A 13,620-nucleotide genomic window follows, 5' to 3' on the forward strand; every position below is an offset into this window, starting at 1 on the left:
GCGTCACCCGTTTTTCCGCTCGCCTGCGCCGTCGGAGCGAATCGAAGGTAAAGAAAGTAAAGAGAGCTGGAACCTTCCGTACCCCTCTCGGCGTTCATAGGGGTAGCTGTAGCTTCGTGACCGTACGAAGCCGTTCGAAGCCCAAACGTACGAGGCACAAGCACCGCGTACGCAACGAGGGAAGGGACTCCCAACAATGGCTGTAAGCCTGTCCAAGGGTGGCAACGTCTCGCTCACCAAGGAGGCTCCGGGCCTGACCGCCGTCACCGTGGGCCTCGGCTGGGACGTCCGCACCACCACGGGTACCGACTTCGACCTCGACGCCTCGGCCATCGCGGTCAACACGCAGGGCAAGGTCTACTCGGACGCCCACTTCGTCTTCTTCAACAACAAGCAGACGCCGGACAACACCATCGTCCACACCGGCGACAACCGCACGGGCGAGGGCGCGGGCGACGACGAGGCGATCAACGTCAACCTGGCGGCTCTCCCCGCCGACATCGACAAGATCGTCTTCCCGGTCTCGATCTACGACGCCGAGACCCGCACGCAGAACTTCGGCCAGGTCCGCAACGCGTACATCCGCATCATCAACCAGGCCGGCGGCGCCGAGATCGCGCGCTACGACCTCTCCGAGGACGCCGCGACCGAGACCGCGATGGTCTTCGGCGAGCTCTACCGCAACGGCGCCGAGTGGAAGTTCCGCGCCGTGGGCCAGGGGTACGCCTCGGGCCTCGTCGGCATCGCCCAGGACTTCGGCGTCAACGTCTGATCCGCCGTCTCCCGCACCACCTGACGGAGCCCCCGGCCCATTCGGGCCGGGGGCTCCGTCAACTGTTCCTCCTCGTCACGTCCGGGCGGCTCCTCGCCCGGCTCAGGCGGCGACTTCCGCGTCCTCGGCCGCGGCCTCGGCGGCCGGTGCCGCGGCGGCCTGTGCCCGCCCGCCGCGCATGACCAGGGTGGCCAGCAGCGCCGCGGCGAGGACACCGATCGCGCTGACGGTGAAGGTGGTCGCCATCGAGGCGGTGAAGGCCTCGCGGGCGGCGCGCACCAGAGAGCTGTCCCCGTGGGCGACGGCCAGCGCTCCGGCGATCGAGTGCCTGGCCTCCTCGGGGGCGCCGGCGGGCATCTCCCGGGCGAAGCCGCTCGACAGGAGCGAGCCGAGGATCGCGATGCCGAGTGCGGTTCCGGCCTGCTGGATGGTGTCGTTCAGGGCGGAGCCGACGCCCGCCTTCTCCGGCGGGATGGTCCCCATCAGCGCGCCGACCGCGGCCGGCATCGCGAGACCGGCGCCGAGACCGAGCAGACCGAGCGCGACCGCGGGGACCGTGAAGCCCGAGTCGGCGGAGACGGTGGTCAGCAGGGCGAAGCAGGCGACCATCACGAGCATTCCGGCGAGGACCAGGACACGGTGTCCGAGCTTCGCGGTGAGCGCCGCTCCGGCGAAGTTGCCGATCAGCGCGGTGACGGCGAGGGGCACGAAGGCGAGGCCCGCCTTGACCGGCGAATAGCCGAGCACGAACTGCAGGTACTGGGTGAGGACCAGCAGCAGGCCGCCGTTGCCGATCTGCACGAGGGACAGCGAGAGCGAACCGCCGCTGAAGTCGCGGTGCTTGAACAGCACCAGCGGGACCATCGGTGCGGGGGTGACGTTCTCCCAGATCACGAACCCGGTCAGGGCGACGACCGCGACGGCCAGGGTGACCGTGGAGCGCCCGCCGAAGGCGCCGTGCTGCGGAAGCTCGATGATCCACCAGACCAGGGCGGTCATACCGACGGCGGACAGCACCGCACCGAGCGGATCGGGCTTCTGCCAGGGCCCCTTGGACTCCGGCATGAGGGTGAGACCCGCGACGATCGCCAGCGCGACGACCGGCACATTGATGAGGAAGATCGAGTGCCAGGAGAAGTGGTCGATCAGCACACCGCCGAGCACGGGGCTGCCGACCAGCCCGAGCATCGAGACCGAACTCCACGCCGCCATCGCCCGGCCGCGCTCCTCCTCGTCGAAGACGGTGATGAGGATGGACAGCGTCGAGGGCATGACCAGCGCTCCGCCGACCCCCATCGCGACGCGTACGGCGATGACCTCGCCGGGGTCGGTGCACACGGTCGCGGCCAGTGACGCGAGCCCGAAGAACAGCAGGCCGATGATCATGACCTTCCGGCGTCCGAACCGGTCGCCGAGGCTGCCGGAGGTGAGCAGGAGCCCGGCGAAGACCAGGATGTAGGAGTCCAGGATCCACTGGGTGTCCTGGGCGTTCGCTCCGATGTCCTCGGTCATCCGGGGCACCGCGACGGTCAGCGCCATGCTGTCGACCACCAGGACCAGCGAGCTGAGGCACAGCACGATCAGGATCCACCAGCGGCGTGGATTGCGGCTTTCCATGGGAGTTTCCTTTCGGCTGCGCACACTGTTTCTTCGTTGCGAACACTGTACGCACAGCGGAACAGTGTGCGCAATCCCCTTTCCTGTACGCTCGATGAGAACGATGTACGCAGGACGCACTGACGCAGCATCAAGGAGCGCCATGGCCGCCAAGGCGAAGTCGAACCCGATCCCGTCCGTGTGGGCCCGGCAGCAGCGCGAGCCCGCCCAGCCCGCGCTGAGCCAGGCCGCGATCGTCGGCGAGGCCGTCGCCATGCTGGACGCCGAGGGCATCGAGGCGCTCAGCATGCGCAAGCTCGGCGCCCGGCTGAACGCCGGCGCGACCTCGCTCTACCGGCACGTGGCGACCAAGGACGAGCTGATGGAGCTCGCGGTCGACGCGGTCGCGGCGGAGATCGTGGTCCCGCCCGCCGACAGCCCGGACTGGCGGGCGGCCGTCACCGAGGCCGCCGGCTCGTTCCGTGCCACGGCCCTGCGGCACCCCTGGCTGTCCTCGGTCCTCGGGCAGGCGGGCCTCGCCTACCTCGGCCCCAACCTCATGTCGTTCTCCGAGCGCCTGGCCGCCCTGTTCACGGCCGCCGGCTTCCCCGAGCCGAGCGGCGCGATCGACACCGTGCTGTCGTACGTCATCGGCATGAGCACCACGGAGGCCGCCTGGCTCACCACGGTCGCGCGCTCCGGCGAGACCGAGGCCGGCTTCATCGCCCGGCTCATGCCCGCGGCCCGGCAGGCCGCGGCCGACCACGACCACCTGGCCGACGCCTATACCGCCGGCACCGAGGACATCGACCCCGTACGGATCCGGGACGACAAGTTCGCCTACGGTCTCGACGTCGTCCTCGACGGGCTGTCCCTGCGGCTCCCGCGCTGACGGACCGGCCTCCCGCCCTCCCCGTCACGGCTTCGCGGGCCTGCCCCACCCGTCACGGCTTCGCGGTCCGGCACCCCCGTCACGGCTTCGCGGGCTTGCCCTCGCCGTACAGCCAGTCCTTCCAGATGACGCCGAAGTCCTCGTCCGGCGCCTTCTTCTCGACGAAGGCGGTGAACTCGTCGGTGTCCGCGTTGCCGTGACGGTGGGCGGCGGCCCAGCCCTGGACGATGTCGTAGAAGGTGTCGTCGCCGACCTTCTGCCGGATCTTGTGCAGGACCATGGCGCCGCGGTCGTAGACGGGCGGGTCGGAGATCCGCGCGGCACTCGGGGGATCGCCCGGCGGGAACGCCCAGAGGGCCTCGTTGCCCGCGCCGCTCTTGTAGTAGTCGCCCGCGTAGAGGGCGTCGAAGACGTCCTGGGTGCTGTCCCCGCCGTGGTCCTCCTGCCACAGCCATTCCGCATAGGTCGCGAAGCCCTCGTTGAGCCACATGTCCCGCCAGGACTTCGGGGTCACGGAGTCGCCGAACCACTGGTGGGCCAGTTCGTGGACGAGGATCCGGGTGTCGGTGGTGCCGGGGAAGAAGGGGCGGTTCTGGGTCTCCAGCGCATAGCCCGCGTCGCCGGGGCGGTCGACGATCGCGCCGGTGGAGGAGAAGGGGTACGGGCCGAAGTTGTACTCCGCCCAGTCGAGGATCTCCGCGATCCTGTCCGGCACCTTCCTGCCCGCCTCCGCCTGGGTGGGGTCGACGGCGACGTACACCGGCAGGCCCTTGCCGGTGGCCGAGCGCGAGATGTCGTACCTGCCGATCGCGACCGTCGCCACATAGCTGGCCATCGGCTCGGCGGTGTGCCACGCGAACGTCGTACGGCCGTCCTTGGTCGTCTCGCTGGTCAACTCCCCGTTGGAGACCGCGTGCAGGCCCTTCGGCACGGTGACCGTGATGTCGTACGACGCCTTGTCGGAAGGGTGGTTGTTGCCGGGGAACCATGTCATCGAGCCGGTCGGCTCGCCCAGCGCGAGCGAGCCGTCCGCGGTGCGCAGCCAGCCCTCCCGCGAGCCGTCCACGTCGGTGATCGTCTCGGGGGTGCCCGAGTAGCGGACCGTCACGCGGAAGGTCTCCCCCGCGTCGAGGCCGTCCCGCGGGTGCACGGTCAGCTCCTGGCCCGCGCGGTTCCAGCGGGCCTGCCGGCCCTCGACGGTGACGCCGTGCACCTCCAGCCCCTTCAGGTCGAGGTCGAAGGCGCTGAGGTCCGAGGTGGCCCGGGCCGTGATCACCGCCGTCCCCCGCAGCTGCCGGCCGGAGGGCTCGTAGTCGAGGGTCAGGCCGTAGTGCGTGACGTCGTATCCGCCGTTGCCCAGCTTCGGGAAGTACGGGTCGCGGACACCGGCAGCTCCGGGCTTCCCGTGCACTCCGCCCCCGCCGCATCCGGCCAGGACGAGGGCGAACGCGAGGGCAAAGGGGACGGCGACGGAAGATCGGGACACATCCACGATCCTACGAGCCGACGACATCACCCGGACGCGATCGCCCGAACCCCACCGCACTCTCTGCCCGCACCCGGCGCCCCCGGCCGACCCCGGTTCCGGCGACACGCCGCGCTCGATGCGCCACCGCCCGCCGCGGGCCCCGCGCGGTGCCGGCCCCGCCCACCGCGGTCCGAGCCGTCGGCGGGGCGGGCCCTCACCGTGGCCGCGCGACGGCCCCGCGGTGCGCGACCGCGGCGCGTCGGCCGGGTCGGCGGCGTGACACCATCGGCTACGTGCTCGACATCGGCTACGCCCTCTCCAACCGCTTCCCCGACCCCCCGCAGACCGACTACCGCGGCGCGGACGTGCACGCGCTGCGCCACGACCTCTTCTGCGGAGACGTCTACCTCGCCGACACCAAGGCCGACCGGGAGCTGTCGACGGCCTGGGGCTGGGTGCCGGTCCTGGACTTCGCCTGGGCGCTGTGCGACATCGTGGAGCAGCTCGACCGGGACCCGCTCGGCAGCCGGGCCTCCCGCCCCCAGCAGGCCGAACTGGACTTCACCGAGTCGAGCGACCGCATGCTCTTCGAGCGCCGCTTCGGCTGGGTGGACATCGAGGCCGACTGGATGCCCGGCGACGAGGAGCCGCTGACCTTCTCGCACTCCGAACTCCGCCGCGAGGCCCGTGACTTCCTGCACGATCTGATCGCCGACCTCACCGACCTGCACGACGACCTCGCCGAGAACCCGGCGATCTGGACGCTCCAGGCCCGCTTCCCCCGCGTCTCGTAGCCCCGAAGCCCCCGGGAGCCAGCGCCCTGCGCCGACCAGGCGCAGGCGTGGCTCACCGTCGCGCCGCTCCCCCGGCTCCCGCCGCTCCGGGCCCTCAGTCCTCCACCGCCCCTCCGTCCACGCGGATTCCCCTCTCGGCCGCCAGCACCGGTGCCAGATCGAGCAGTTGGGTCGGGCTGATCACCGCGCCCGACAGCCGGTCCACGCCCCGCGCGATGTCCAGCTCGGCCGCCGCGCGCAGGTCCACGTCCACGAGGGTCGCCCCCGTGAGGTCCGCCCCCTTCAGGACGCAGTCCACGAACTCCACCCGCTCCAGGCGGGCGCCCCCGAAGTCCGGTTCGACCAGCACGCAGCCCTGGAAGACGACGTCCTTGAGGCGCGCCGTGCGCAGATTCAGATAGTCGATCTTGCCGCCGCGCACCAGGACCCGCTCCAGGACGGCGCCGTGCAGCTGCACCCCGCCCAGGCGGGCGTCCACCAACTCGACGTCGCGCAGCGTCGACTCGGCGAGATCCGTGCCCACGCCCCGGGCGCCCGTCAGGACCGAGTCCAGCACGCGCGCGTGGTGCAGCCGCGTCTCGTCCAGCGCGCAGCCCGTCAGCGCGCAGTCCATGAAACGTGCGCCCCCGCCGTCCTGGCCGGCGAAGTCCGCCTGGAGGAACTCCAGCCCGTCGTAGTCCCCGTCGGGCTCCAACTCCGCGCCGCCGAACGGTTCCAGCGGGGGCAGCCGGACCTCCGGCCGCCGCGCCGCCTTCACACCGGTCCCGGCACCCCCTCCGGCCCCCCGGGTCCCGCCCTTGCCGCCCGTCGCTCTCCTCGCCATGGCCCCATCCTGCACGGCGCCACTGACAATCGCCCTGACCTGCGAAGACGCCGCCCATGTCACATTCCGGGGTGCTCGATCGGTCGTATGCGCAGAAGTGGAGCACCGGACAGCCGGCAGCGGACGACGACGCGAGGGAGACCCCAGTCATGCAGCACATCACCGTCATCGGCGGCGGTTTCGCCGGACTCACCGCGGCCATCACCGCCGCCGAGGCGGGCGCCGGGGTCACCGTGTACGAGGCGCATCACACGCTCGGCGGCCGGGCACGCACCGCCGAGGGCCCGTACCGGACCAACGAGGGCCCGCACGCCCTCTACAGCGGCGGCCCGCACTGGACCTGGCTCAAGCAGCGCGACCTGATCGGGCCGCTCGCGCCGATCCCGCCCCTGGAGGCCGCGCGGCTGCGGCTGCACCACAAGGGCGCCCTGCGGCGCACCCCGCCCTTCGCGATGCTCAAGCTGCTGCGCCGTGCCTCCCGGCAGGCGCCCGTGGACGTCGACTTCATGACCTGGGCCACGGCGGAGGCGGGCGAGGAGGGCGCGCGGGCCGCCGCGAACTACTCCGCCGTGGCCCTCTTCCACCACGACCCCGGAGCGCTGTCCGCCGCGTTCGTGCAGGAACGGCTGCGCCGCGCCATGAAACTGCCCCCGGAGGCGCACTATCCGCGCGGCGGCTGGGCGAGCGTCATCGACCGGATGGCGGCGCGGGCGTGGAACCTCGGTGTGCGCATGGAGACGCTGTCCCGCGTGGACGAGGTCCCCGTGAACCGTGGTCCGGTCGTCGTCGCCACCTCCCTCGACTCGGCGCGGCGTCTCCTCGGCGACCCGTCGCTGACCTGGACCGGCGGTCGTACCGCGCTCGTCGACCTGGCCCTGCGCACCCGCCGGGGCGACGCGTTCGCGGTCTCCGACCTGGACGCGCCCGGCTGGATCGAGCGGTTCACCGCGCAGGACCGCACTCTCGCCCCGGCCGGGGAGCAGCTGCTCCAGGGGCAGATCCCCATCGCACCGCACGAGTCGAGGGCCGACGGCGTGGCCCGTGCCGAGCACCTGCTCGACCTCGCCTTCGACGGCTGGCGCGAGCGGCTCGTGTGGCGGCGCGAGGCCGTGGCGAACGGCCGGACCGGCGCGGTGGACCTGCCCGGGACCAGCTGGCGCGACCGGCCGCGCATCGACCGCGGCGAGGGTGTGTACCTGGCGGGCGACCAGGTCGCGGCCCCCGGGGTGCTCTCGGAGGTGTCCTTCAACAGTGCCCTCGAAGCCGTGGCTCTCGCCCTGCGGATCAGGCAGCGCCTTGACCTCAAGCATGCTTGAGGTTGAAGGCTGGCGCGTACAGAACCGACGCGGGGCGCCCGACGACGAGGCGCCCGGGAGGAGCCCACCATGCACGCCGTCCGCCTGCACGCCTTCGGTCCGGCCGAGAACCTCACGTACGAGAAGGCCGAGGACCCCGAGCCGGGCCCCGGCCAGGTCCGTATCGCCGTCGCCGCGGCGGGCGTCCACCTCCTCGACGCGGCCCTGCGCGAGGGCGTGCGGGGCCCTGCCCCCGAGCCCACCCCGCTGCCGACGATCCCGGGCCGCGAGGTCGCGGGCACCGTCGAGTCCATCGGCGAGGGCGTCGCCGCGCTCTGGCTGGGCAGGCGCGTCGTCGCCCACCTCGGCTTCGCACCCGGCGGCTACGCGGAGCTCGCCGTCACGGACGCCGACCGCCTCCACGAGATCCCGCAGAACCTGGACTTCGCCCAGGCCGTCGCCATGATCGGAACGGGCCGCACGGCCATGGGGATCGTGCAGTTCGCCGACCTCGGCCCCGGTTCCGTGGCCGTCGTGCCCGCGGCGGCGGGCGGCATCGGCACGCTCCTCGTGCAGTACGCGCGGCATGCGGGAGCCACCGTGATCGGCCTCGCCGGCGGGCCCGAGAAGGTGGCCCGGGTCCGTGCGAACGGCGCCGACCTGGCCCTCGACTACACGGACGCCGCCTGGCCCGGGCAGGTGCGCGACTTCCTCGGCACCCGCACGGCGACGGTCGTCTTCGACGGGGTCGGCGGCGACGTCGCCCGCGCCGCCGTCGCCCTCCTCGGCCCCGGCGGCCGGCACATCGTCTTCGGCTGGTCCGGCGAAGGCATCAAGGACGGCTCCGCCTATCTCGTCGACGGTGTCTCCGAGCAGGTCCTCGGCCCGGCGATGCTGCGGAAGGCGGGTGGTCCCAGCCCCGTACGCACCCTGGAACTGCGCGCCCTCGCCGAAGCCGCCGCGGGCCGCCTCGCCCCGGCCGTCACCCGCTTCCCGCTCGCCGAGGCGGCCGCCGCGCACCGCGCCCTGGAGTCCCGGGGCACGATCGGGAAGGTGGTGCTGGAGCCGTGATCAAGCACCGGACCGGAGATGCGACCCCTACCGATCCATGGTCTTCTGGGCAAGTGAGCCGCACCCGAACAGGTGAATCCGCCGCTCCCGCAGGTGCCCCGGGCACCGACCCCCACCGCTGGTGGGGCCTGGTGATCATCGCCCTCGCACAGCTGATGGTGGTGCTGGACGCCACCATCGTGAACATCGCGCTCCCCTCCGCTCAGCACGACCTGGGCATGTCCGACGGCAACAGGCAGTGGGTCATCACGGCGTACACCCTGGCCTTCGGCGGTCTGCTGCTGCTCGGCGGCCGGATCGCGGACCTGGCCGGCCGCAAACGCACCTTCGTCATCGGGCTCATCGGCTTCGCGGGCGCGTCCGCGCTGGGCGGCGCCGCCACCGGCCCCGGCATGCTCTTCGGCGCCCGCGCCCTCCAGGGCGCCTTCGCCGCCGTGCTGGCCCCCTCGGCGCTGAGCCTGCTGACCACCACGTTCACCGACCCGAGGGAACGCGGGAAGGCCTTCGGCATCTACGGCGCGCTGGCGGGTTCGGGCTCGGCGATCGGCTTCATCGCGGGCGGCCTGCTGACCGAGTACCTGAACTGGCGCTGGTGCCTGTACGTCAACATCCCGATCGCCGTCGCCGCGGTCCTCGGCGCGTACACGCTGCTGCGCGACAGCCCGGCACAGAAGGGCGCCCGGCTCGACGTCCTCGGCGCGGTGCTGGGCTGCGCCGGACTGGTCTCCCTCGTCTACGGATTCAGCGAGGCGGAACCGCGCGGCTGGACGGATCCGCTGGTGCTGTCGCTGTTCGCGCTCGCCGTCGTTCTGCTGGCCGCCTTCGTCCGCTGGCAGACGAGGGCCCCGAGCCCGCTGCTGCCGCTGCACGTCGTCAAGGACCGCAACCGCGCCGGCTGCTTCCTGACGATGACCCTCGCCGTCATCGGCATGTTCGGCATGTTCCTGTTCCTGACCTACTACCTCCAGGTCGTCCTGGGCTACTCGCCCGTGCGGACGGGCCTGGCCTTCCTGCCCCTGACGATCGCGATCATCATCGGCTCGACGCAGATATCGGCCCGGCTGCTGCCCCGGGTGGCGCCCCGCGTGCTGATGGTCCCCGGCACGGTCCTCGCGGCCGGCGGCATGTTCGTCTTCACCCGGATCACGGTCGACTCCGCGTACGCGAGCCGGCTGCTGCCCGGACTGGTCCTGATGGGCCTCGGCATGGGCCTGATCTTCATGCCGGTCTTCGCCACCGCGACCGCCGGGGTGGCCCCGCGGGACTCCGGCGTGACCTCCGCGACGGTCAACACGTCTCAGCAGGTCGGCGGTTCGATCGGCACGGCGCTGCTGAACACCGTCGCCACCACCAGCGGCACGGCGTTCGTCGCCGCCCACCTCGGCGATGCCGCACACCGGGAACTGGTCCTGCGGGAGGGCATCGTGCACGGCTACACCGTCGCCATCTGGTGGGCCGTCGGCATCATGCTCCTGGCCGGGCTGGTCGCGGGCCTCATGGTCACCGCGAAGCCCCCGGCACGCCTGCCCTCGAACGCGCCGGTGCCGGAATCGGTGGGGTGACGGCACCCCGGCGGGGCGGCCGCGGCCCGGCTCCGGCCGGTCAGTGCCGCCCGGCCACCCGGTCCGCCACCTGCGCCAGACGCGACGACCGCGCGCTGTGCGTGGTCCGCTCGCGGCGGTCCGCCGTGCGGTACGTCGCGTACATCCCGTGCACACCGATCCAGCGCAGCGGCTCCGGCTCCCACTTGCGGACCTTGTGGCCGACCCACGGCAGCCCGGTCAGATCCGTCGCGCCCGACTGGCCCGAGTCCTGCTGCACCAGGTCGCGCAGGGTGCGCGCGGCGAGGTTGGTGGTGGCGACCCCGGAACCGACGTAGCCGCCGGCCCAGCCGAGGCCCGTGGAGCGGTCCAGGGTCACGGTGGCGCACCAGTCGCGGGGCACGCCGAGCACCCCCGACCAGGCGTGCTCCACCCGTACGCCCGCCAGCGACGGGAAGAAGCGCACGAGGATCTCGCGCAGGGCCTCGACGGTCGCCGGCTGGGTGCGCCCGTCGTTGTCGGTGCGCGAGCCGAAGCGGTACGGGACCCCGCGCCCGCCCAGCGCGATGCGGTCGTCGGCGGTGCGCTGCGCGTACATGTACGCGTGCGCCATGTCGCCGAGCGTCTCGCGGCCCTCCCAGCCGATGGCCTCCCACTGCTCCGGCGCCAGGCGCTCCGTCGCGATCATCGAGGAGTTCATGGGCAGCCAGGTGCGCTTCTGGCCCCTGAGGCTCGCGGTGAAGCCCTCCGTGCAGCGCAGCACGTACGGGGCGCGGACGGTCCCGTACGGCGTCACCGCGTGCTGGGGCCGGATCTCCGTCACGGGTGTCTGCTCGTGGATGGTGACCCCGAGCTCCTCGACGGCCGCCGCGAGCCCCTTCACCAGCTTCACCGGGTGCAGCCGGGCCCCGTGCGGGGTCCATGTCGAGCCGACCGCGTCCGCGACCCGCACCCGCGTGGCGGTCTCCCGGGCGCCGTACAGTTCGCGGTCCTTCTCGCCGTACGACAGCTCGTGCTCGTGGAAGGCCTTCAGCCGGGCCAGCTGGGCGGGCGTGTAGGCCACTTCGAGGACGCCGCCCTGGTGGACGTCGGCGTCGATGCCCTCCTGCGAGGCGACGCGCACCACTTCGGCGACGGTGTCGTTCATCGCCCGCTGGAGGCGCACGGCCGCCTCGTGTCCGTGCAGCTTCGCGTACCGGTCGCGGCCCGCGATGCCGTTGTAGAGCCAGCCGCCGTTGCGCCCCGAGGCCCCGTACCCGCAGAACTTCTGCTCCAGCACGGTGACGCGGAGGAAGGGCGCCGCCTTCTTCAGGTAGTACGCGGTCCACAGGCCCGTGTATCCGCCGCCGACGATGACGACGTCGGCGGTCGCGTCGCCGGGGAGGGGCTCCCGCGTCACGGGGAGGCCGTCGTCCGCGTACCAGAAGGAGATGCCGCCGTTGACGACACCGCTGACTGCGCTGCTCATGGCCGGGACGTTAACGCCTGAGCGTGGCCAGTGTCTCCTTCGGATTCCATGCTTTTCCGCGGCCCAGGGTCAGCGGACGGCACGCCAGACCGATCAGCACCGCGATGAAATGCCCGAAATCGGTGAAGGTGGGGCTGACCGTGAGCGGAGCGGCGTAGCCGAGCAGGACGACGCCCGCGTACGCGTACCGCCACGGCGGGGCGATCCGGTACGTCAGGACGGCGATCACCCCCGCCAGCGCGTAACTCACCCCGATGTCGAGCGTGTTGAGCGACGCGTACGGGGCGATCCCCTCGTTGACCGCCCGCAGCAGGGCGCCCTCGCTGGCGAGCGTCGCCAGGACGTGCGCGGCGACGCACACGACGAGCCAGCGCGCGGTGCCGAGCCAGCGTTCGGCCTGTGCGTGGAAGACCGTGTAGAGGGCGGCGTACGGCAGCCAGTGCCCGCTGTCGATCCACATCGCGCTGGAGATCAGCACCCGCAGCGGATCGTTCGACAGCTCGTGGATGTTCGTCGAGCGCTGCCGCAGGAAGTCCTCCTCGAAATCCGGCGACATGCGGTGCAGGGCGACCGTGGTGACGAACAGGACCAGCAGCCAGATGTACGTCCCCGGGGCGCTGCGGACGTAGACGCGCGCTCTCGCCAGGCCGGTGCGGACGTGGGCGCGCACTCTTCCCAGGCCACCGCGGACGTGGACGCGCGCTCCCACCGGGCCGCCCCGTTCCGCGCCACGGCCCCGGCTCCTCGTGCGCGCGACCCGGTTCACACCAGCAAGTATGGTCGGCAAGGTGATCGACGTGCCTGACGAGCTGGCGGCCGCGCAGGAGAAGTTCAACGGCGCCGCGGGCCGCGCGTTCGTCGCCGGCCTGCCCCGGCGGGCGGCCCACTTCCTCGATCTGTGGGATCTGAGCCTCGACGGGCCCGCCATGCACGGGGTGAGCGCACTGGTCCTTCCGGTGGTACGCCACGGGTCCCGTCCGGGCCAGGAGCGCGGCGGTCCGGCACGGGCCGCGCTCAAGCTGCAGCTCCTCGACGAGGAGAGCGCCGGCGAGCCCGTCGCCCTGCGCCTGTGGGACGGCGACGGATCGGTGCGGCTCCTGGAACACGACGCGTCCACCTGCACGCTCCTGCTCGAACGGCTCGACGAGACACGCCTGCTGACCGGCCTCCCGGACGCCCGCGAGGCCGTCCTCGTCATCGCCGGACTGCTGGCCCGCCTCACCGCCGTACCCGCTCCCGCCGGACTGCGCCGACTGGGGGACGTCGCCCACGCCATGCTGGAACAGGTCCCGTGGGCGCTGGCACACGTCCCCGGCCCGGCCGACCGCCGGCTGGTCCGGGACTGCGCCGCCGCGGTGCGCGAGGTGCTGCCCGAGCCCGGCGACCGGCTCCTGCACTGGGACCTGCACTTCGACAACGTCCTCGCCTCCGACCGCGCCGACTGGCTGGCCATCGACCCCAAACCGCTGGCGGGCGATCCGGGCTTCGACCTGCTGCCGGCCCTCGACAACCGCTACGACCCGGGCGAGGTGCGCTGGCGCTTCGACGCGCTGACCGGCGTCCTCGGCCTCGACCGCGAGCGCGCCCGCGCCTGGACGCTGGCCCGGGTACTGCAGAACTGCCTGTGGGAGATCGAGGACGGGCGCCCGCTGGACGCCGTGCAGCTGGAGATCGGGCGTCTGCTGCGCCGGTGACGCCGGGACGCGGACCCGACCACTCCGACGCCTGCCCGTACCGCATGTGACGTTCGAGCATGCAGGTGCGCTGGGTACTAGGGGCCGCCTGTGTGACGGCTGTGCCCACGTCACGGGAATGAACAGGGGATGAGGGTGGCTCCGCGTGCAGCACGTCACCGGCGTGCGGTGCGGCGTCGTGTTCTTGCCGACGTTTCTGTCGCCGC

Annotated in this window: 12 protein-coding genes; 7 read left to right on the forward strand and 5 right to left on the reverse strand. The window is 72.3% G+C overall.

Going from position 1 to position 13,620, the window contains the following annotated elements:
- Positions 1-196: 196 nt before the first annotated feature.
- Positions 197-772 (forward strand): TerD family protein, encoded by a 576-nt coding sequence (locus ACSYGO_RS22445; RefSeq protein WP_095935127.1) that lies wholly within the window; start codon positions 197-199, stop codon positions 770-772.
- A 102-nt stretch (positions 773-874) separates the two neighbouring features.
- On the opposite strand, the gene ACSYGO_RS22450 is transcribed toward ACSYGO_RS22445, so the two are convergent.
- The gene (locus ACSYGO_RS22450; RefSeq protein ID WP_435225985.1) at positions 875-2,389 is read right to left on the reverse strand and encodes an MFS transporter; all 1,515 of its coding nucleotides are present in this window, start codon (positions 2,387-2,389) and stop codon (positions 875-877) included.
- A 142-nt stretch (positions 2,390-2,531) separates the two neighbouring features.
- On the opposite strand from ACSYGO_RS22450, the gene ACSYGO_RS22455 reads away from it, so the two are divergent.
- Entirely contained in the window at positions 2,532-3,260 is a 729-nt protein-coding gene (locus tag ACSYGO_RS22455; RefSeq protein WP_426681529.1) for a TetR/AcrR family transcriptional regulator, read from the forward strand.
- 79 nt (positions 3,261-3,339) lie between these two features.
- Here ACSYGO_RS22455 and ACSYGO_RS22460 read toward each other — a convergent pair whose 3' ends face one another.
- The gene (locus tag ACSYGO_RS22460; RefSeq protein ID WP_426681528.1) at positions 3,340-4,746 is read right to left on the reverse strand and encodes a M1 family metallopeptidase; all 1,407 of its coding nucleotides are present in this window, start codon (positions 4,744-4,746) and stop codon (positions 3,340-3,342) included.
- Between the two features lie 275 nt (positions 4,747-5,021).
- Between ACSYGO_RS22460 and ACSYGO_RS22465 the strand changes: the two genes are divergently transcribed.
- Positions 5,022-5,522: a hypothetical protein gene (locus ACSYGO_RS22465; RefSeq protein ID WP_359488676.1), complete on the forward strand. Its 501-nt coding sequence runs from the start codon at positions 5,022-5,024 to the stop codon at positions 5,520-5,522.
- Positions 5,523-5,616: 94 nt separating this feature from the next.
- Here the strand turns inward: ACSYGO_RS22465 and ACSYGO_RS22470 are convergent, their stop codons facing one another.
- Positions 5,617-6,345, reverse strand: a complete 729-nt coding sequence (locus ACSYGO_RS22470; protein ID WP_460387397.1) for a pentapeptide repeat-containing protein — start codon at positions 6,343-6,345, stop codon at positions 5,617-5,619.
- A 149-nt stretch (positions 6,346-6,494) separates the two neighbouring features.
- On the opposite strand from ACSYGO_RS22470, the gene ACSYGO_RS22475 reads away from it, so the two are divergent.
- The 3 genes from ACSYGO_RS22475 (at position 6,495) to ACSYGO_RS22485 (ending at position 10,273) form a co-directional block, all read left to right on the forward strand.
- Positions 6,495-7,661, forward strand: coding sequence for an NAD(P)-binding protein (locus ACSYGO_RS22475; RefSeq protein WP_432172545.1), 1,167 nt, complete (start codon positions 6,495-6,497; stop codon positions 7,659-7,661).
- A 69-nt stretch (positions 7,662-7,730) separates the two neighbouring features.
- On the forward strand, positions 7,731-8,711 hold the full coding sequence (locus ACSYGO_RS22480; RefSeq protein ID WP_426681525.1) for a zinc-binding dehydrogenase: 981 nt from the start codon (positions 7,731-7,733) through the stop codon (positions 8,709-8,711).
- A gap of 53 nt (positions 8,712-8,764) precedes the next feature.
- Positions 8,765-10,273 carry an MFS transporter gene (locus ACSYGO_RS22485; RefSeq protein ID WP_426681524.1) on the forward strand — a complete coding sequence of 503 codons (1,509 nt, stop codon included), beginning with the start codon at positions 8,765-8,767 and terminating at the stop codon, positions 10,271-10,273.
- A 40-nt stretch (positions 10,274-10,313) separates the two neighbouring features.
- Here the strand turns inward: ACSYGO_RS22485 and ACSYGO_RS22490 are convergent, their stop codons facing one another.
- Both ACSYGO_RS22490 and ACSYGO_RS22495 read right to left on the reverse strand, forming a co-directional pair.
- A complete protein-coding gene (locus tag ACSYGO_RS22490) occupies positions 10,314-11,720 on the reverse strand; it encodes an NAD(P)/FAD-dependent oxidoreductase (protein ID WP_460387400.1) in 1,407 nt (468 codons plus the stop codon).
- A gap of 10 nt (positions 11,721-11,730) precedes the next feature.
- Positions 11,731-12,390 (reverse strand): rhomboid-like protein, encoded by a 660-nt coding sequence (locus tag ACSYGO_RS22495; protein WP_460387402.1) that lies wholly within the window; start codon positions 12,388-12,390, stop codon positions 11,731-11,733.
- Positions 12,391-12,496: 106 nt separating this feature from the next.
- On the opposite strand from ACSYGO_RS22495, the gene ACSYGO_RS22500 reads away from it, so the two are divergent.
- Entirely contained in the window at positions 12,497-13,414 is a 918-nt protein-coding gene (locus ACSYGO_RS22500) for an aminoglycoside phosphotransferase family protein (RefSeq protein WP_460387404.1), read from the forward strand.
- Positions 13,415-13,620 lie beyond the last annotated feature (206 nt).

The organism is Streptomyces krungchingensis (genome assembly GCF_054729265.1).

Bases quoted from the DNA above. Each gene is read 5' to 3' on its own strand.
- ACSYGO_RS22445 (WP_095935127.1), top strand. From the start codon at position 197: ATGGCTGTAAGCCTGTCCAAGGGTGGCAACGTCTCGCTCACCAAGGAG.
- ACSYGO_RS22450 (WP_435225985.1), bottom strand. From the start codon at position 2,389: ATGGAAAGCCGCAATCCACGCCGCTGGTGGATCCTGATCGTGCTGTGC.
- ACSYGO_RS22455 (WP_426681529.1), top strand. From the start codon at position 2,532: ATGGCCGCCAAGGCGAAGTCGAACCCGATCCCGTCCGTGTGGGCCCGG.
- ACSYGO_RS22470 (WP_460387397.1), bottom strand. From the start codon at position 6,345: ATGGCGAGGAGAGCGACGGGCGGCAAGGGCGGGACCCGGGGGGCCGGA.
- ACSYGO_RS22475 (WP_432172545.1), top strand. From the start codon at position 6,495: ATGCAGCACATCACCGTCATCGGCGGCGGTTTCGCCGGACTCACCGCG.
- ACSYGO_RS22480 (WP_426681525.1), top strand. From the start codon at position 7,731: ATGCACGCCGTCCGCCTGCACGCCTTCGGTCCGGCCGAGAACCTCACG.
- ACSYGO_RS22490 (WP_460387400.1), bottom strand. From the start codon at position 11,720: ATGAGCAGCGCAGTCAGCGGTGTCGTCAACGGCGGCATCTCCTTCTGG.
- ACSYGO_RS22500 (WP_460387404.1), top strand. From the start codon at position 12,497: ATGGTCGGCAAGGTGATCGACGTGCCTGACGAGCTGGCGGCCGCGCAG.